This window comes from Limimaricola variabilis (assembly GCF_014195545.1).
GTDB classification, from domain to species: domain Bacteria; phylum Pseudomonadota; class Alphaproteobacteria; order Rhodobacterales; family Rhodobacteraceae; genus Limimaricola; species Limimaricola variabilis.
This window is the reverse complement of sequence record NZ_JACIBX010000009.1, coordinates 1-17,536: the sequence shown is the minus strand read 5'-3', so window position 1 is coordinate 17,536 and position 17,536 is coordinate 1. Positions and strand designations below refer to the sequence as shown.

The following is a 17,536-nucleotide window of genomic DNA, read 5'->3' as shown; positions in this document are numbered from 1 at the left end:
CAGTCCTAAGCATCGCAGGGCAACATTGTAAGGCAGCGCGGCATCTCACCGCTCCTTGGGTGCGAGCTTACGCAGCGCCGCGCGGATCAGTCCCGCCGTGTCGGCCTCGGGCGTCTCATGCGCGGCCTCTGCCACGGCGCCCGCGGCTTCCGACAGGCCATAGCCGAGATTGCCCAGCGCCGAGAGCGCCTCGGCCTGCGCCGCGGCATTGCCCTCGTCCTTCTTCTTGGCAGCCTGCCGTTTCGGCGCGGGCGCGGCGGCGGGCGCATCCTCGATCACTGCCTCGGCGTCGTCCATACGCATCGCGGCCGGCTGTGCGCCCATCGCCATGATCGACGGCGCCTTGTCCTTGAGCTCGTTGACCACGCGCTGCGCAGTCTTGGGGCCGACCCCCTTGGCGCGGGCCACGGCCGACCAGTCGGCAAGCGCGATGGCGCGGCTCAGCCCGTCGGCGCCGAGCGCGCCCAAGATCGCCAGGGACGCCTTGGCGCCAATGCCCTGCACGGTGAGCAACAGCCGGTGCCATTCCTTTTCCACCAGCGTCGGAAAGCCGAAGAGCTGAAGGATGTCCTCGCGCACCAGTAGCTCGGTATAGAGCGCCACGGCCTCCCCCGGCCCCGGCAACTGCGCGAGCACCCGGTCGGAGACATAGACGACATAGCCCACGCCGCGCACGTCGATCAGCACGTGATCGGTGGCCCGGTATTCGAGCCGTCCCGCGATGCGGCCGATCATGCCCGCGCCCTCGTCGTTTCGGCCCGCGCGACAGCGGCCGCAAGGTGGCCCGCGGATTGCAGGTGATGGGCATGGCAGATCGCGACGGCCAGCGCGTCGGCGGCGTCGGCACTGTCGAGCTTTACGCCGGGAAGCTGCAGCTTCACCATGTGCTGCACCTGCGCCTTGGCGGCAGCGCCGTTGCCGACCACGGCCTTCTTGATGGTCGAGGGCATGTATTCGCCCACCGCCAGCCCCGCCTCGGCCGGAATCATCAGCGCGATGCCGCGCGCCTGACCGAGCTTGAGCGTGCCGGCGCCGTCGGAGTTGACGAAGACGTGCTCTACGGCAGCGGCCTGCGGCGCATGCAGCGCGATCACCGCGCGCAGCTGGTGGGCCAGCGACAGCAGGCGCTCGGCCAGATCGTCCCCTTCGGAATGGCAGGTGCCGTTGGCGACATGGCGCAGGCGGGCGCCTTGCGCCTCGATCACGCCCCAGCCGAGATTCCGCAGACCCGGATCGATCCCGATGACTCGCATGTGCCCCCATTCGCCGATCGCGGCTGCTCTCCGCCCCGGCCCTTGTTCTACGTGGTTTTTCCGATCCCTAGCACAAAGCGCGAACGCAAGCCATGGCCGCGAGACATGCGCCGTCACCTGTCGCGCAACCGCCGCGGTCGTTCAGAGACCGAGCCGGGCGATCGCGTCTGAGAGCTGTCGCTGCATGTAGGGCTTGGCGAGGCGCGGCAGATCGAGCGCGTCGCCCTCGGGCAGCTCGGCATAGCCGGTGGCGAGCAGCACCGGCAGATCGGGCCGCAAAGCGCGGGCCCGGCGCGCCAGCTCGCCGCCGTTCATCCGGGGCATCGAGAAATCGGTGATCAGCAGATCGATTTCCGCCCCACCTTCGAGCAGGCCCAGCGCCTGCGCCGCCGAATTAGCCTCGGTCACCTCGTGACCCAGATCCTCCAGTAGCTCCACGCTGCTCATCGCGATCAGCGCGTCGTCGTCGACGAACAGGATCCGCAGTGGCGCGCCCGGCGTCGTGCTGCTGGCCGGCGCTTCGATCGCCGCCATGGCCACGCCCGTCGCCACCGGAAGCCATAGCTCGGCCCGGGTGCCTTCTCCGACCCGGCTCGACAGCCGCAGCGCGCCGCCCAGCTGCTGCGCCAGCCCATGGATCATAGACAGGCCCAAGCCGGTGCCCTTGCCGAGCTCCTTGGTCGAGAAGAAGGGCTGCGTCGCCTGATCGAGCGTCGCGGCGTCCATGCCGATGCCGGTGTCGCCGACGATCAGCCGCAGGTACCGGCCATCCGCGAGGTCGGGCGCATTCGCGGCCGCAGCTTCTTCGAGCGAAATGGCGATCCGGCCGCCGCCCGGCATCGCGTCGCGCGCGTTGACCACGAGGTTCAGCAGCGCGAGGTCGAACTGGGGACCGTCGACCTGCGCCGCCGGCAGACCCTCGGGCAGCGAAATCTGCAGCTCGATCCCGTCTCCCAGCGATCGGCGCAGCAGCTCCTCGGACTCGCGCACGAGCCCGGCTAGGTCGCGCGGCGCGACCTCCAGCTCCTGCTTGCGCGCGAAGGCGAGCAGGCGCTGGGTCAGCGCGGCACCGCGTTGCGCCCCTTGGATCGCGCCGTCGATCAGCCTGGCGGCGCGCGCATCACCCGCGACATGGCGCGATAACAGATCGAGATTGCTCAGCACCGCCATCAGCAGGTTGTTGAAGTCATGCGCCACGCCGCCGGTAAGCTGCCCGATCGCTTCCATCTTCTGGCTTTGCAGCAGCTGGCCCTCGGTGCGTTCGCGCTGGCGGATTTCCTCGAGCACGCGCGCATGTGCGCTTTCCAGCTCGGCGGTGCGCTGGGCCACGCGCCGTTCCAGTTCCTCGGTCTGTTCGCGCTGGTCGGCCTCGGCCCGCTTGCGGTCGGTGATGTCGGAGGTCACGCCAACGAGCTGGATTTCGCCGTCAGGCTCGCGCTCGGTCCGCGCCACCGCCTCGGCCCAGCGCTGGCTGCCATCGGGCCAGACAACTCGGAACTGGGCGCGATACTCGGTCCCGTCGCGGACCGCATTGGCGATGGTGGCGCTTACCCTTTCGACATCGTCGGGATGCAGGCCGGCGATGAATTCCTCATAGGTCAGCCCCTCGGCCTCTTGCCGGCCGAAGATCGCCCGCAATAGCGGCGAGGTGACCAGTTCACCGGTCGAGGGCCGCAGCTTCCATGCTCCGAGCCGCCCGGCCGTTAGCGCGGTACGCAACATCTCGTCGCTGCGATTGAGCTGCTCGACCGCGGCGCGTGCCTCGAACTGCCGCTCGCGGCCGCGCAGGGCGCTGCGCGCGACACTTGCAAAGGTGGTGGCGTGGAAGGGCCGTTCGAGGAAGGTGACGTTGCCCAGGATTTCGGAGAGCCGCGCCGCCTCCGGGTTACGCTCGGGCCCACCGCCATGCCGGGTCAGGATGATGAAAGGCAGCGCCGACCAGCTTGGCTGAGCCTCGACCGCTGTCGCGAGAGCGGCGAGATCGGCATGCTGGACCGTCTCCTCGGTCAGCAGGCAGAAGGCCGTGCCCTCGCCCAGCGCCGTAACGAAGGAGGGCATGTCGTCGCAGATGATCGAAGGCTGGCCGATTTCCGCGAGCAATGCCGATGCGAGCCGCGCGTCCCGCCCGCCGGGCGCGAGGATCAGCGCGCGTGCCGGTTCAGCTCCCGGCATTGTCGGCATCCATCCCCATCAGCGGCCCGGCGGAGCCAATGAAGTCCGGCACGCCGCGCAACACGCCCTGGAAGCCACGCAGCGGTGCGCCGAGCTCAAGCCCTTCGCCGCCGATCCGGTATTCGCGGATGGTGTCCTCATGCGCGCCGGTGCGCTTCTTGATGATCGAGACCGCGCGGCGGACCTGACCCATCGCCTCGAAATAGCGCAGCAGCACGACGGTATCGGCCAGGTAGGTCAGATCGAGTGGCGACCGCATGTCGCCCACCAGCCCGTGCTGCGCCACGGTCAGGAAGGTCGAGGCACCCTGCCGATTGAGGAACTGCAGGAGCTCATGGATGTGCAGGATCAGCGCGTTCTCCTGCGGCATCGCGGCCTGGTAGCCATTCATGCTATCGATCACTACGGTGCGCACGCCCAGCGTCGCCACGCAGTCGCGGACCTTCTGCGAGAACTCGCCGGGCGACATCTCCGCGGCGTCAATCTGCTCGACCAGCAAGGCGCCGCTTTCGCGCAGCGACGGCAGGTCGATGCCCATCTTGACCAATCGCGCCTCGAGCTGGCTCAGCTCCTCGTCGAAGACAAAGAACGCGGCACGCTCGCCCCGCTCGATCGCGGCCAGCGCGAACTGCAGCGCGAGCAGGCTCTTGCCGGTGCCCGAGGGTCCCAGCACAAGCGTGCTCGACCCCTGCTCGACGCCACCGCCGAGCAGCTTGTCGAGCTCGGGGATGCCGCTGCCGCGCGGGCTGCGGTCGAAATCGGTGCGGTGCTCGAGCGCCACGAGGCGCGGGAACACCTCGATGCCGCCGGTCTTGATGGCGAAGTCGTGGTAGCCGCCGCGGTAGCGCTGGCCCCGATACTTGGTGACCCGGAGGCGACGCCGCTCGGCCCCGTATTCTGGCGCCAGCTCTTCGAGCTGGATCACCCCGTGCACGACGCTGTGCACGGTGCGGTCATGCGCCTCGGCGGTGAGATCGTCGAGCATCAGCACGGTGGCGTCCTGCCGCGCGAAGTAGTGCTTCATGGCAAGGATCTGGCGGCGGTAGCGCAGAGAGCCCTGTGCCAGCAGCCGGATCTCCGAGAGGCTGTCGATCACCACCCGCTGGGGGCGGATCCGCTCGAAGGCGTCGAAGATCTGGCGGGTCGCCTCGCCCAGCTCCAGATCAGAGGAATAGAGCAGGCTTTGCTGCTGATCTGCATCGAGCAGGCTTTCGGCGGGGACGACCTCGAAGACGGAAACGCGTTCGTCCAAGGTCCAGCCATGCGAGGCGGCGCTGTCGCGCAGCTCTTCCTCGGTCTCCGACAAGGTCACGTAGAGACAGGTCTCGCCGCGCTCGGCGCCTTCCAAGAGAAAGCGCATCGCGGTGGTGGTCTTGCCGGTGCCGGGCGCGCCCTCGACCAAGAAGACATGGCGGCGGGTCAGCCCGCCCGCCAGAACATCGTCGAGCCCTGGCACCCCGGTACGGGCATACTCCTTGGGTCTCATGGGCTCAGCTCCTTCACGCCGGTCAGTGCCTCCTAGCAGCTTTGAGGGGGCGCCAAAAGGCAGCTTGAAGGGGGTGCGGCACGGCCCGGAGGCCGTGCCTGCAGAGTATCAGCCGAGCCGTGCGATCAGCGCGCCGTTCGGACCGAGCCAGACCTTGCCATCCGCGCTCTCGGCCGAGAGCGCGAAGAGGGTTTCGGTGATCCCCGGCAGCTCGATTTCCTGCGGCGTGGCCGAAAGATTGAAGGCGCAGACGGTCTTCTCGCCGCGATGGAAGGCCAGCACCGGCTCCTCGGTCTCGGCGAACATGGTGCGGCCCTCGCGCAGGTCCGGAGTCTCGCGCCGCAGCTTCAGTAGCGCGCGGTAGGTCTCGAGCACCGAGCCGTCGACGCCCTTCTGGGTATCGACGGCACGCGCCGCCTGCGGTGCCTTGACCGGCAGCCACGGCTTGTCACTGTCGGAGAAGCCGGCATTGGGCGCGCTCCGCTCCCAGACCATCGGCGTGCGGCAGCCGTCGCGGCCCTTGTCGGCGGGCCAGAAGTTGATGCCCTGCGGGTCGGTCAGCTCCTCGAATTCCAGCTCGGTCTCGGTCTGGCCCAGCTCTTCGCCCTGATAGACGCAGATCGAGCCTTCCATCGACAACAGCATCGCCGCGGCGAGCTTGGCGACCGCCTCCTGGTCGCCATGCTCGGCCCAGCGGGTCACGTGGCGCGGCACGTCGTGGTTCGAGAGCGCCCAGCACGGCCAGCCCTTCGGCGCGTGCTTGAAGAACTGGTCGATCTGGTGACGGAAGTGCTCGGCGGTGAAGTTCGGCCCCAGCATCTCGAAGCTGTAAGCCATGTGCAGACGGTTCGCCGAGGTGTACTCGCCCATGATCTCGATAGGGTGGTGGCTCTCGCCGACCTCGCCCACCAGAGTGCGGTCGTCATACTCGTCCATCAGCCGGCGCATCTTCTCGAGGAAGGCGATGTTGTCCGGCTGGTTCTTCGAGAAGATGTGGTACTGCATGTCGTAGGGCTTGACCGCCTGGGTGCCGTTCAGACGGAAATCGGCCGGGTCGTCGCGCAGATGCTTGTCGTGGAAGTAGAAGTTCACGGTGTCGAGACGGAAGCCGTCAACGCCGCGATCGAGCCAGAAGCGCATCGTGTCCAAGAGCCAGTCCTGCACTTCCGGATTGTGGAAGTTGAAGTCGGGCTGCTCCTTTAGGAAGTTGTGGAAGTAGTACTGCCGACGGCGCGGCTCCCACTCCCAGGCGATGCCGCCGAAGATGGCCTGCCAGTTGTTGGGGGCTGAGCCGTCATGCTTGGGATCGGCCCAGACGTACCAGTCGGACTTGGGGTTGTCGCGGCTCTGCCGGCTCTCCTCGAAGAAGGAATGTTTGTCCGAGCTGTGCGACAGCACCTGGTCGATCATCACCTTGAGCCCGAGCTCGTGCGCGCGGGCGACCATCTCGTCGAAATCCGCGAGCGTGCCGAAGGTCGGGTCGATGTCGGTGTAGTTCGACACGTCGTAACCCATGTCGGCCATGGGCGAGGTGAAGATCGGCGACAGCCAAACCGCGTCGACGCCGAGATCGGCGATATGGGGCAGCCGCGCCGTGATCCCCTTGAGATCGCCGATGCCGTCGCCATTGCCGTCCTGATAGGAGCGCGGATAGATCTGGTAGATCACCGCACCCTTCCACCAATTCGCCTTGCTCATCCTCGAATCCTTTCGTCCCAGGGGTGCCATCGGGTCACGGGCAGGCTTGCCCGAAGCGTTTCGGTTTGACAAGGTGCCGCGGCAAACCCGGGAGAGATCATGTCGGCGACACTCAAGGACATCGCGGCCAGCACAGGGCTGTCGGTCACGCAGGTGAGCCGTGCGTTGAACGACCACGCCGATGTCAGCGCCGAAACCAAGATCCGGGTGAGAAAAGCAGCTAAGGCCCTGAACTACAGCCCGAATCTTTCAGCGCGCAAGCTGGCTTCCGGTCGCTCCCACATCGTCGGACTGGTGCTGCCGCCGCTCGACCGGACACCGCGCGACAGCCTCTTCGTGGAGATGGTGCGGGGGCTGTCGGGGGCCTTCTCGCGGCGCGGCCGACTGTTCGTGCTGCACGCCGCCGAAGAGGGCGAGGACGTGGTGGCGGTACATCGCAGGCTGATCGATGGCGGGTCGCTCGACGGCTTCGTGCTGATCGAGCCGGAACGGGACGACCGCCGCGTGACCTATCTGCAGGGGCGGGGCGTGCCGCTGGTGATGCATGGTCGTGGCAGCGACGCGCCCGACTATCCCTATTACGACATCGACAACCTGGCGGTCGGCAGGACGCTGACGGAGATGCTGCTGCGCGCCGGTCATCGCAAGATCGGCTTCATCAACGGGCTTGCCGAGATGTGCTATGCCGATCATCGCCGCCTCGGTTGGGAGCGGGCGCTGGAGGCGGCCGGGCTGCCCGCCGACCCTGCCCTCCACGAACACGGCCAGATGACCGAAAGCCACGGCGCCCTTGCCACGTTGAGAATGATGTCCAGCGATGGCCCCCGCCCGAGCGCGCTCATTGCCGGCAACATGCTGATCGCCAAGGGCATCCACAATGCGCTCGCGATGCTCGGCCTGCGGGTGCCGCATGATGTCTCGGTAGTGGCGCATGACGACGCGCTTCCGGGCGAGGACCTGCTGGCGCTGCCGCCCTGTTCGGGCACCCGCTCGGCGCTGTCGCTCAGCTGGGAGCCGCTGGCCCAAGGGCTGATCGGCGCGATCGAGGGGCAGCCGCTCGCGGATCTGCAGCGGCTGGGTGATTTCGAGGTGATCGAGGCAGGATCAGTGTCTTCGCCTTTGGTGGAGTGAAACCCCGAAACGGTTCGGCTTTCACCGCGCCATGCGGTGAGCGCAAGTCGCTGCGGCGCTTTCGGCCATGGTCACCGACGCCGTGAAACGCCAGATGAGGCTCAACGGCGCCACAGGGGTGCCGCTCCGGTCGACGGCGTGCCGCCCGTCGCACAAGCCCAAGGACCAAAGCCAATGACCACGCTCGTCGCCACCCGCCCCACCTCTCCCCTCGCCCGTCTCATTGGCCGCCTGACCGCCTGGCGGGCCAGCGCCCGCGCCTACGGCACCACCCGCCGCGAACTCTCCGCGCTGAGCGAGCGCGAGCTGGCCGATCTGGGCATCCATCGTTCGATGATCGAAGAGATCGCCCGCCAGTCGGCGCGCCGCGGCTGAGTTTTCGCCATCCGGCGCGGATCTTTTCCGGGTCTAGGGGGTTGGGCGGTACATGACGGCCCTCCTCCCTCACCGTCTATATAACAAGGCGGCGGCACCTCTCCTCCCGGGCGCCGCCGCCTTTCTCTTTTCCGGGATACTGATTCAGTCCTCGCGCAGGCCCAACTGCGCCTCGCCAAAGCCCAGCTCCACCGTCAGGCCGGTCGAGCCGCCAGAGGTGCGCACGAAGCCGCCATGCTTCTGAACCATGGTGCGAATCATCCGCCAGCCCAACGAGTCCGAGCGTTCGGGACGCTCCATCCCCGGTGCCAGACCGCATCCGTCATCCGCGACGGTGAGCTTGAGCATCCCCTCCTCCCGCGCCAGCGCCACGTGCAGCCGGCCCTTGTCGCGACCGGCAAAGGCATGCTTGCAGGCGTTGGTCATCAGCTCGCCGGCCGCCAGCGCAAGATCGGTCGCGGCATTGCCCGACAGGCTCAGGGCCTCACCCGTTACTGCGACCGCGACCTCCTGATCCGGCGTCGAGAAGGCTTGCCGCGTCTGCTCCGCCACGTCGCGCAACAACGGCAGCAGCGGCGTGCTGTCCGCTCCGGCGGCGCGCTGCAACCGGTCGTGCAGCGCCGTGATCGCCTTCACCCGCAGTTCGAGGTCGCGCAGCACCTCGCGAGTTTCTTCGGTCTTGGCCGCGCTGCGCGACAACCGCATCAACCCGGTCACGAGGGCGAGGTTGTTCTTGGTGCGATGGTGCACCTCGGCCATCAGCAGGTCGCGCTCCTCGAGCGCATCGAGCAGATCACGGTTCTGCTGGGCGAGCATCGCGGCCGGGTCGGCCCGTCGCAGCACCGCCAGCGCCTCGCCGATCTCGCTGCCCAGCGCGGCCGCCTCACCTGCCCCGCACGAGGTGGCGAAGATCACCCGGATCCGAGTCCCTTCCGGGCCGGTATCCACATCCATCCGGTCAGCGATCCGCCTGACACCGCGCAGTCCGAGGCCAAGGCCCGCAGCGGGTCCGCCATTGGTGCCCGGCAGCGGCCCAGCGGCCGAGAGCCGGGCGTCGAGATCGGAGATGCCCGGACCATGGTCGATCGCCTCGGCCACGAGGTCGAGGCCGGCGTCGCGCGGCTCGAGCGTCAGGATCATCCGGCCGCCACCGCCATGCTGGACGATGTTCCTGCCCAGCTCGAGCAGCGCGGTGACGATGCGGGTCTCGGCAAACTTGCCGAAGCCACAGCGCCGCGCCACCTCCTGACCGACCATGCGCAGGCGCACGATGTCGTCATCGGCCTCGATCTTAAGCGTCGTGATCCTCATGCCGCCTCCTCCGGGGCAAGCCGGGCAACCAGCGCGCAGCAGTCGTCGCGCCCTTTCGCCCGGTCTCGAATGAGTTGCGCCGCGATCATCGCGCAGCTCATGCCTGCAAGCTCCGGCAGATCGGCCGGGCTGCGCAGCGTCGAAAGCCCGTCGCTGTGCAGGATCAGCACGTCACCCAGCGTCATCGTCTCGGTTTCGATCGGCGGCGTGCGCACCGCTCCACCGAGCCGGCCCTCGCGGCTGATCAACCGCCGCATCCGCCCCCCGGGCCGCACCAACAGCGCCGAGATGTTGCCGATACCTGCAAGGCTGAGCCGGCCATCCGCAGCCTCGATCTGCGCCAGGGCGGCGACAGAGCCTCGGCTGCCCGAAAGCCGGGCCGACAGCTCGGCCAGAAGGCGCGCGGGATCGTCGCCCCTCAGCGCCGCAAAGCCGTCGAGCGTCTCGGTGGCGGCGACCTCCGCGCGGGCGCCATGGCCCAGCCCATCGATCGAGATGAGATCGACCCGACCGCCGACATTGCGCGCATGCAAAGCATCGCCGCAGGCCCGGTCACCGGGGTAGTTCGTCAGGAAACCGCCGATCTCGACCCCGGCCAGCACCGGCGATGCGCCGAAGCCGCAGACCGTGACGGTCCCCTGCCCGGGCGTCGACTGGATCTCGAAGCTGTCGGCCAGCCGCTTCATCGCACCGAGGCCGCCCCCCGCGCTCGATCCGGTCGAGAACCCGTCGGAGAGCGCCTGCTCGATATCGGGGATGCCGGGGCCGCGGTCGATCGCCGCCAGCGCCACGCGCGGTCCCGCGACAGGCTGCGCCAGCAGCATCAACTGTCCGCCCCTGGCATGCCGCAGGAGGTTGGTCGCCATTTCTGTCACGACGATGGCCAGCGCGGCCGTACGGGTGGCATCGAGGCCCACGTTCTCGGCCAGATTGCGCCCCAGCCGCCGGGCTTCGGCCACGGCGCTGGGCTCGCTCACTTCGACGACATGCCTCATGGTCTGGCCTCCATTTCGACGGTGGTCCCGACCCCGGGCCGGCTATCGATGCGGAACGCCTCGACCAGTCGTCTGGCTCCGCCCAGCCCCTTGCCCATGCTGCGCGCGGTCGAGAAGCCGTCGGTCATCGCCTGATCGATATCGGCGATACCGGGTCCCTCGTCGCGGCAGCGGATCATGATTCGCGCGGGCCGGTCCAGCCGCCAGACCTCGATCACCCCGCCGCCACCATGGTCGAGCGCGTTGCGAGCGATCTCGCTCACGGCGGTGACGAAACGGGTCTTGCGCAGAGCCCGCGCGCCCATCGCATCCATCACCCGCGATACGGCGAGCCGCGCCGCCGCCACATCGCGCTCCTGGCGCAGCTCGACGCGGGCCGCCGGCTCGGCCGGCGGGCCGCTCACGCCAGCCCCTTGGCCTTCAGCGCGCGCAGCGCGTGACTGAGCGACAGCGCGGTCTTTGAGCCCGGCAGGTCCATGCCCAGCTCGACCAGCGTCATCGCCACCGCCGGACGCATGCCGACGATGTAGGTCTCGGCCGCCAGCAGCCGCGATATCGCCGAGAGCTGCGCGAGGATGCGGCCGACAAAAGTGTCGACGATCTCCAGCGCCGCGATGTCGATCACGACACCGCGCGCCTTTTCGCTGACGATCCGCTCGGACAGATCCTCCTGAAGGTTGATGATGTCGGTGTCGGTGATGTTGTCGCGGATCGCGACCAGCAGCACCTTGTCGACCTTGTAGATCGAGGCCGCCTCAGGCACGGGTGTCCTCGACCCGGGTGATGGCGAAGCCGACCCTGCGGAACGCCTCGGCCAAGGCCGCGCGGATCGAGGGCCGCGTCGTCACCTCGCCCACGTCGACGCCGAGCTCGACCATGGTCTGGGCGATTTTGGGCGAAATGCCCGAGATGATCGCCTCGGCACCCATCAGCCGCACCGCGGCGGCGGTGCGCAGCAGGTGCTGGGCGACCTGGGTATCCACCACCCGCACGCCGGTGATGTCGACGATCACCACTTCGGCCTGATGCTCGACGATGGCGTTGAGCAGGTTTTCCATCACTTCCTGGGCGCGCATCGAATCGAGCGTGCCGATCAGCGGGATGGTCAGCACCCGCTCCCACAGCTGCACGACCGGGGTCGACAGCTCCATCATCTCGGCGCGCTGACGCTCGATGATCTCGTCGCGCTCGGCGATGAAGTGCTCGTTGATATGCATCGCGAAGGCATCGACGATGCGCCCGAAATCGGCGGCCTCCTGCAACAGCCGATCGGGCGTGTCGCGCAGCCGCTCGTTCAGCTTGCCGAAAACCGGCTGCTTGAGCGCCAGAACGAAGGTCGTCATCTCCCAAGGCGCGACACCGCGCTCGGCGCGCACCAGCGTGATCTCGGAGAGCGCGAGGCGCAGGTCCGACCACTCCTCTGCGTCGACGTCGACACTCTGGCTCAGATCGATCCGCCCCAGCGTATCGGCGAAGGCGCGCAGCAGATCCGAGAGCTGTCGGCGGCTCTCGCGGTCGGAAAACAGATCGGGCCGGCGCACGCCCTCGCGCTTCTGCGTGGCGAACCAGGCGTCGACCACCTCTTCGAAATCCTCCTGCAGGAGGCGGCTTACCTCGGTCATCGCTGCGGTCATGATGGATCCTAACTGGTCACGGCGGCGCCATCGATAGGCGTTGACAGAGCAGAAGAAAAGCCTTGCCTGCCCCTGCCGGCACGGCACCGCCGGGGCTCAGCCGCCGCGACGGCGCCCCAGCAGCAAGTCGGCCCGGCCCAGCGCCGCGTCGAGATCGGCAAAGGCGCGGGCCATTGCCGCCCGGCCGGCTTGCGGATCGGGCACGACGGCCTCGGTCGGCGGCCGGGTCGCCACCTTCCGCGGGCGCGCCGCGAGCCGTTCCGCCAGCCCCGGCACCGACCAGATCCGCGCTGTCCGCCGGCGGGTGATCTCGCGCAGCAGCCCCTCGGCCACCAGCGCGTCGATCAGGTTGGTTGCGCCACGCGGGGTCACGCCGATCCGGTCGGCGAGAAGCCCTGCCGTCAGGCAGGGCGCCGAGGCGAAGGCCTGCGCCGCGTCGCCCAGTCGCGAGCGGCCGTGCCGCCCCTCGCCGCAGGCCCGGGCCCGGCGCAGCCAGTCGCGGGCCCGGCCGACGCGGCCGATCTCCATGCCCAGCACCTGCCCCAGCCCCTCGAGCAGATCGGCGAGACCGGCAGGGCTCGATGGCGACCACGGCTTGTAGCCATGAGTCGAGAGCGCCAGCGCCGGCGTCGCCACCCAGTCGGCATCGACCCGGCCCGAGAGCCCGCGCAGCGGATCCTCCTCATGCGTCACGGCGCCGCCGGGTCCGGGCGCCTCCCGGCGCCGCGCGCCCTCCACCGCCATGAACAGCGCCCGTTCGACCATCGGCTGCGCGCGCTCGGTGGCGAACGCGTAGGCGGCACTGACCCGCAGCCCAGCCAGGATCGGGGGATCCCCGGGCCGCAAGGTCGCCAGAGCGTCTCGCAGTGCCGAGAGCGGGGCATCGGCATCCGGCTCCGTCTGATCGTCATTCCAGTTGCGCCCGCCCACCCGGCGTTCGAGCCGCTCCAGCGTCTCGGCCGGCTGCGCGATCGGATCGCCCGGCGCCTTGAGCGCCCGGATCAGCGCCAGCGCCTGTTCGCCCGCCACGGGGTCGCCTGCGACGGCGCCACCCGCGACGCGCGGCAGCAGGTCGGTCTCGCTCAGCCGCCGCCCTTCGAGCGCCACGGAAGCGACGGCCTCGGCCACTGCCATTTCCGAACGCCACAGATTGCCTGCATCCGGGTCGGCGCGCCCATGCGCCTCGATCCGCGCGGCGAGCACCTCGATCCGCAACAGGTCGAGCGCCCCGTTGCCATCGGCCTCCGCCACGGTCCTGCCCATTCCAGCCCCTTTCGGTTGCCGCCTCAGACTGGACCGGCGCAGCGGCGCTTGTCCATCGCGCGACGCGCAATGGCTCGTTCAGGCCAGAGAAAGTGCCGGGCTGGTACATTTCCGCGCCGCATGAGCGACGGCACGCCCTGCGCTCCCGGCCGCCGCCTCAATTGACCGGGGCCTGCTCGCGCACGACCACCTCTTCGCGCGACTGACCGAGGCGGACCTCGTCGAACACCACCCATTGCGTCGGGATGCGCCCGGGATAACGGGAGATGAAGGACCGGTAGAGGCCGTATTTGAAGTAATAACGCTCCCCCATGTGCCGGTGGAAACCCTCGACGCGTTTGACGAGACGGCCATTCGCCCAGATCTCGATGCTGCCCCCCTGTCGACGCAGGTCGAGGCCGATCTGGATGTCCGTCCACCTCCCCCTCATCTGACCGAGAGTGGCGATCTGCACATGCAGGCAATCGTCCTGAACCGCCTGACGCGGTCCACTCAGCCTGATGACGCAGGCGGTATAGCCCGACTGGTTCAGATCCATGAGCAGAACACCGGGCTGCGACAGATGTCCGCCGCGCATGTTGGTCGGTCCGCCTTGCATGTGGATCTGCCCCGCGACGGTTCCCAGCGGATCGATCTCGGGGAAATCCGGCGGAAGATAGAGGCTGTAGCCAATCCATTGCAGCGTGCCGGGCCCCCATTGGTCGTCCGGCAGCCAAACCTCGGTACGCTCGCGATCGGTGGCGCAGTCGCTGTGCCAGCGATCCGCCCCGCAATCGCCGTGGCGCAGCTCGAAATACTGCGCGGTCCGCCCGGCACGTACCGGCGACGACACCCGCAAGAAGCCATGCGGTGTGTCGTTGAGGCTCCGTTCGACCCGAAGCTCGGCATGGGCGAGTGCCGGAAAAGACAACACCGCGATCGCGACGACACGGGTCATCAAATGAATGATCGAAAAGGAAAAACGCATATCCACCCCTTAACTGGAAATCCGGCGGCGTGATCGAGAGCGTCGCCAGAAATCGGAAATGAAGCGAAAACCAGACTATGGATCCGCTTGACTGATATCGCCAAGGTATCATGATTTTTCCGGAGATGACCGCTTGGGAACTCGTCGCAGGAGCAGACCGGCAGGCTCGATTCAGGTCAGGCCAAAGCATTTGAGGCGATCATTCTTGGGAGGCGTATTTAACTCGGCCGCCAATCCCTCCGACGTACCAAGCGCTTAAGCCGAACATAGTGGGTTCGATCCAGTAGTCGAGAAGCCAAGTGCCCCAAGATTGGGCGCCACCGAGACACTTCAAGGGGCGCGCCGTTCAAAGGATAGAGAGCGCTCGATTCCGGCGGATATGCGCCATCCACGGGGACGGAAATTGGCAGGCCCTCGCTGGCTTTTACCTCCAATCGGAACTGCAAGCCAATCAACGTTGCGCATGCAGCATGCGATAGGCAGGTAGGCTGCACGGCAAATATTGGGACTGAAGGACGGGCCTGTGATCAAGATGACCACCATGCTTCGAACCGCTTTGACGGCCGGCTGTCTGCTTGCGACGACGCCCTTTGCAACCGCTCATGACGGCGGCGTCACCAAGGTCTTCGAGGGAACCGCTTCTTGGTACGGACCCGGCTTCCATGGCCGCCAGACCGCGAATGGCGAGACCTACGACATGAACGACCTCACCGCGGCCCACCCCAACCTGCCTTTCGGAACGCGAGTCCGCGTCACGAATGAAGCGACCGACGAGTCGGTCGTGGTGCGGATCAACGATCGTGGCCCCTATGCCAAGAACCGCGTCATCGACCTGTCGAAGGAAGCGGCGGCGGATATCGGCATCCTCGACACCGGCGTCGGCCGCGTGACCATCGAAGTGCTCGCCTGAGACGGTGGACGAATAAGAACAGGCTTGGGCGATGCAGATCGTCGCCTCGGCCCAGTCCCGGCACTACGCTTGAACCAGCGGCCGCTTGACGGTGGCACCGGATGGCCGAGTATCGCCATTCACGCGATCTCGCCGCGTTTGAGCGTGTGATGCTGAGAAATGAGAGTGTCAGATTTTTTCGTATCTGAATCAAAGCTTGGCCCACACTAATTGCCAGGCCACATCGACTATACCCCTGAAAGATTGCCCTAGTTCTGATCGAGAAGGCTTTCCGTGGCGTGCACGACTGGAAGCTTTTTAAGGAGTCGTGGAACGTAGCGGTGAATGGCATTCACATAGAGAGGCTGTCGCCGGGGTCTAAGATGTTGGAATTCATGCCTTCAACCATCCCCTCGTCACGAGCAGGCTGAGCGCTTTGTCTTCTAGGCGAGACGCCAGCTCAAGGATGGCTAGGCCGCCCTCGCCCGCATCTCGATACGTCGAATGCAAAGGCTAGCTAAGCCGAACCCGAGTCGGAGGGCTGCGGGGGTAGTACACCCTTTCGGCACAAGCCTTAGCCACTGATGTTTTCGGGTGTGACGCACATCCTTGGCGGAGGAGGTGGCCGCCATCATCGTGTTGCGACCCGCTGCACTAACCTGCATCATCCCTCTGAAGCCGCTATACTTTAACGGAAAAATGCCTTTGCCATGTAGTACCTGTTGCATCGTGTTGCACCTATACCCATCATCCTATGGTGGGTGTGAACAGGGGTGCGATTTTGCCACGTCTTGCCAAAGAGCTTTCTGCCCTTGAGGTCAAACGCCTCAAGCATCCCGGCCGGGGGCACAACGCCTGCTTGCCGGTGGGCGGTGTCGCTGGGCTCTACCTGCAAATCACTCCGACCGGTGGCCGCACATGGCTCCTGCGCGTGGTCGTGGGCGACCGGCGGCGCGAGATAGGGCTCGGAGGCTATCCCGAGGTGCCGCTTGCCCAGGCAAGAGAGCGCGCCCGTGAGGCCAAGGACGCCATCCGCCGGGGCATCGACCCGGTGGAAGAGCGCAAAGCCGCCCGCGCCGCGCTCATGACCGCCCAGCGCCGGGGCCTCAGCTTCGCGGATGCTGCCGATCGCTTTCTCGACGCGAAGCTCTCCGAGTTCCGCAATGTCAAACATGCCGCACAATGGCGCTCCACCCTGACGACCTACGCCTTGCCGCAGCTTGGGCACATGCTGGTGTCCGACATCAAAGTTCAGGACGTGCTGCGCGCAGTTCAACCGATCTGGCACGACAAGACCGAGACGGCGAAGCGGGTGCGGGGCCGCATCGAGGCGGTGCTGTCATGGGCGACCGTGGCCGGGCACCGCCAGGGCGACAACCCGGCGCGCTGGAAAGGCAATCTCGACAGCCTGCTACCCAAGCCCGATCGCGTGACGAGGAAAGAAAACTGGCCTGCTCTCGCGATAGATGATGCTGCCGCATGGTTCGGGCATCTACGCCAGCGCGATGGCATTTCGGCCCGTGCGCTTGAGTTCCTAGCGCTAACCGCCGCCCGGTCGGGTGAGGTGAGAGGCGCGACATGGGCCGAGGTGGACCTTGAGGCCGGGCTCTGGACCGTGCCCGCCCAGCGCATGAAGATGGAGCGCGAGCACCGCGTGCCGCTGACGGCTGAGGCGGTCGCACTCCTGCGCGCCCTCCCCCGCATGGAGGGCAACCCGCTGGTGTTTCCGGCCCCGCGCGGCGGCCCTCTCTCAGACATGAGCCTTTCCGCCGTCATGAGGCGAATGCAGAAGGACGAGGAGAAGGCGAGTCGTCCCGGATGGCTCGACCCCCGTAGCGCCCGCCCTGCGGTGCCGCACGGGCTGCGCTCGACGTTCCGCGATTGGGCCGCCGAGCGGACGCACTACCCACGCGAGATGGCCGAGATTGCCCTCGCCCAAGAGGTTGGCTCGGAAGTCGAACGGGCCTATCGGCGTGGCGACATGATGGAGAAACGGCGCGACCTCATGGCGGCGTGGGCGGGTTTCTTGACCCAATCAAAACAGGAATTGGAAACGTAGTGGACTTCAAATGACATTGAGCGCGTTCGACTTGTGGAAACTGGTAGACCACTACACCGTAGAAGACGCGGCCATTCTGATAGCTGGAGGAGAGCCGCATTATCATCGCGCACATGTAGGCATTGCTGATAGCCAGTTTCTCGCGCAAATAGCGACAGCCGAGACCGCCCTAAAGAGGGCAATCTTGAAGAACGCCTTGAGAGCTGAACTAGGGTCAGGACTCGTTAACCCTCAAAGCCAGAACATGACGGTCGCGGCCAGGGCGATGGCAGAAAGGAAGACCTTCGGGCATCTGTCGTAGCG

Annotated in this window: 16 protein-coding genes; 4 read left to right on the top strand and 12 right to left on the bottom strand. The window is 67.1% G+C overall.

All coding sequences use genetic code 11. From position 1 onward, the window contains the following. Nucleotides 1-45 precede the first annotated feature (45 nt). From ruvA to FHS00_RS12060, 5 genes are all read right to left on the bottom strand, one after another. Nucleotides 46-735, bottom strand: a complete 690-nt coding sequence (ruvA, locus tag FHS00_RS12080; RefSeq protein ID WP_183473835.1) for a Holliday junction branch migration protein RuvA — start codon at nucleotides 733-735, stop codon at nucleotides 46-48. Then, a complete protein-coding gene (gene ruvC / locus FHS00_RS12075; RefSeq protein WP_183473832.1) occupies nucleotides 732-1,253 on the bottom strand; it encodes a crossover junction endodeoxyribonuclease RuvC in 522 nt (173 codons plus the stop codon). The genes ruvA and ruvC overlap by 4 nt, the downstream gene beginning before the upstream one ends. 141 nt (nucleotides 1,254-1,394) lie before the next feature. Continuing rightward, the gene (locus FHS00_RS12070) at nucleotides 1,395-3,425 is read right to left on the bottom strand and encodes a hybrid sensor histidine kinase/response regulator (RefSeq protein WP_221188820.1); all 2,031 of its coding nucleotides are present in this window, start codon (nucleotides 3,423-3,425) and stop codon (nucleotides 1,395-1,397) included. Further along, on the bottom strand, nucleotides 3,412-4,911 hold the full coding sequence (locus FHS00_RS12065) for an ATPase domain-containing protein (RefSeq protein WP_183473826.1): 1,500 nt from the start codon (nucleotides 4,909-4,911) through the stop codon (nucleotides 3,412-3,414). The genes FHS00_RS12070 and FHS00_RS12065 overlap by 14 nt, the downstream gene beginning before the upstream one ends. Nucleotides 4,912-5,019: 108 nt before the next feature. After that, on the bottom strand, nucleotides 5,020-6,609 hold the full coding sequence (locus tag FHS00_RS12060) for an alpha-amylase family glycosyl hydrolase (protein ID WP_183473823.1): 1,590 nt from the start codon (nucleotides 6,607-6,609) through the stop codon (nucleotides 5,020-5,022). 99 nt (nucleotides 6,610-6,708) lie between these two features. Here FHS00_RS12060 and FHS00_RS12055 point away from each other — a divergent pair, with 99 nt between their 5' ends. Both FHS00_RS12055 and FHS00_RS12050 read left to right on the top strand, forming a co-directional pair. After that, nucleotides 6,709-7,740, top strand: a complete 1,032-nt coding sequence (locus FHS00_RS12055; protein WP_183473820.1) for a substrate-binding domain-containing protein — start codon at nucleotides 6,709-6,711, stop codon at nucleotides 7,738-7,740. Nucleotides 7,741-7,914: 174 nt separating this feature from the next. Beyond that, nucleotides 7,915-8,115, top strand: coding sequence for a DUF1127 domain-containing protein (locus tag FHS00_RS12050; protein WP_183473818.1), 201 nt, complete (start codon nucleotides 7,915-7,917; stop codon nucleotides 8,113-8,115). A 144-nt stretch (nucleotides 8,116-8,259) separates the two neighbouring features. On the opposite strand, the gene FHS00_RS12045 is transcribed toward FHS00_RS12050, so the two are convergent. The 7 genes from FHS00_RS12045 to FHS00_RS12015 all read right to left on the bottom strand — a co-directional run bounded on the left by FHS00_RS12045 (nucleotide 8,260) and on the right by FHS00_RS12015 (nucleotide 14,255). Further along, on the bottom strand, nucleotides 8,260-9,426 hold the full coding sequence (locus tag FHS00_RS12045) for a sensor histidine kinase (RefSeq protein ID WP_183473815.1): 1,167 nt from the start codon (nucleotides 9,424-9,426) through the stop codon (nucleotides 8,260-8,262). Continuing rightward, a complete protein-coding gene (locus FHS00_RS12040; protein ID WP_183473812.1) occupies nucleotides 9,423-10,421 on the bottom strand; it encodes an ATP-binding protein in 999 nt (332 codons plus the stop codon). The genes FHS00_RS12045 and FHS00_RS12040 overlap by 4 nt, the downstream gene beginning before the upstream one ends. Continuing rightward, nucleotides 10,418-10,825, bottom strand: a complete 408-nt coding sequence (locus FHS00_RS12035; protein ID WP_183473809.1) for an ATP-binding protein — start codon at nucleotides 10,823-10,825, stop codon at nucleotides 10,418-10,420. Before FHS00_RS12035 ends, FHS00_RS12040 begins: the two co-directional genes overlap by 4 nt. Beyond that, on the bottom strand, nucleotides 10,822-11,184 hold the full coding sequence (locus tag FHS00_RS12030) for an STAS domain-containing protein (protein ID WP_183473806.1): 363 nt from the start codon (nucleotides 11,182-11,184) through the stop codon (nucleotides 10,822-10,824). Before FHS00_RS12030 ends, FHS00_RS12035 begins: the two co-directional genes overlap by 4 nt. After that, the gene (locus FHS00_RS12025; RefSeq protein WP_183473803.1) at nucleotides 11,177-12,055 is read right to left on the bottom strand and encodes an STAS domain-containing protein; all 879 of its coding nucleotides are present in this window, start codon (nucleotides 12,053-12,055) and stop codon (nucleotides 11,177-11,179) included. The genes FHS00_RS12030 and FHS00_RS12025 overlap by 8 nt, the downstream gene beginning before the upstream one ends. A gap of 96 nt (nucleotides 12,056-12,151) precedes the next feature. After that, a complete protein-coding gene (locus FHS00_RS12020) occupies nucleotides 12,152-13,318 on the bottom strand; it encodes a hypothetical protein (protein ID WP_183473800.1) in 1,167 nt (388 codons plus the stop codon). 157 nt (nucleotides 13,319-13,475) lie between these two features. Further along, nucleotides 13,476-14,255, bottom strand: coding sequence for a heparin lyase I family protein (locus tag FHS00_RS12015; protein WP_183473797.1), 780 nt, complete (start codon nucleotides 14,253-14,255; stop codon nucleotides 13,476-13,478). Between the two features lie 562 nt (nucleotides 14,256-14,817). Here FHS00_RS12015 and FHS00_RS12010 point away from each other — a divergent pair. After that, entirely contained in the window at nucleotides 14,818-15,195 is a 378-nt protein-coding gene (locus FHS00_RS12010; RefSeq protein WP_221188825.1) for a septal ring lytic transglycosylase RlpA family protein, read from the top strand. A 760-nt stretch (nucleotides 15,196-15,955) separates the two neighbouring features. Further along, nucleotides 15,956-17,233 (top strand): tyrosine-type recombinase/integrase, encoded by a 1,278-nt coding sequence (locus FHS00_RS12005; RefSeq protein ID WP_183473782.1) that lies wholly within the window; start codon nucleotides 15,956-15,958, stop codon nucleotides 17,231-17,233. The last annotated feature ends 303 nt before the right edge of the window (nucleotides 17,234-17,536 follow it).

Bases quoted from the DNA above. Each gene is read 5' to 3' on its own strand.
- ruvC (WP_183473832.1), bottom strand. From the start codon at position 1,253: ATGCGAGTCATCGGGATCGATCCGGGTCTGCGGAATCTCGGCTGGGGC.
- FHS00_RS12055 (WP_183473820.1), top strand. From the start codon at position 6,709: ATGTCGGCGACACTCAAGGACATCGCGGCCAGCACAGGGCTGTCGGTC.
- FHS00_RS12020 (WP_183473800.1), bottom strand. From the start codon at position 13,318: ATGGGCAGGACCGTGGCGGAGGCCGATGGCAACGGGGCGCTCGACCTG.
- FHS00_RS12070 (WP_221188820.1), bottom strand. From the start codon at position 3,425: ATGCCGGGAGCTGAACCGGCACGCGCGCTGATCCTCGCGCCCGGCGGG.
- FHS00_RS12040 (WP_183473812.1), bottom strand. From the start codon at position 10,421: ATGAGGCATGTCGTCGAAGTGAGCGAGCCCAGCGCCGTGGCCGAAGCC.
- FHS00_RS12045 (WP_183473815.1), bottom strand. From the start codon at position 9,426: ATGAGGATCACGACGCTTAAGATCGAGGCCGATGACGACATCGTGCGC.
- FHS00_RS12010 (WP_221188825.1), top strand. From the start codon at position 14,818: ATGACCACCATGCTTCGAACCGCTTTGACGGCCGGCTGTCTGCTTGCG.
- FHS00_RS12065 (WP_183473826.1), bottom strand. From the start codon at position 4,911: ATGAGACCCAAGGAGTATGCCCGTACCGGGGTGCCAGGGCTCGACGAT.
- ruvA (WP_183473835.1), bottom strand. From the start codon at position 735: ATGATCGGCCGCATCGCGGGACGGCTCGAATACCGGGCCACCGATCAC.
- FHS00_RS12050 (WP_183473818.1), top strand. From the start codon at position 7,915: ATGACCACGCTCGTCGCCACCCGCCCCACCTCTCCCCTCGCCCGTCTC.
- FHS00_RS12015 (WP_183473797.1), bottom strand. From the start codon at position 14,255: ATGACCCGTGTCGTCGCGATCGCGGTGTTGTCTTTTCCGGCACTCGCC.
- FHS00_RS12060 (WP_183473823.1), bottom strand. From the start codon at position 6,609: ATGAGCAAGGCGAATTGGTGGAAGGGTGCGGTGATCTACCAGATCTAT.
- FHS00_RS12025 (WP_183473803.1), bottom strand. From the start codon at position 12,055: ATGACCGCAGCGATGACCGAGGTAAGCCGCCTCCTGCAGGAGGATTTC.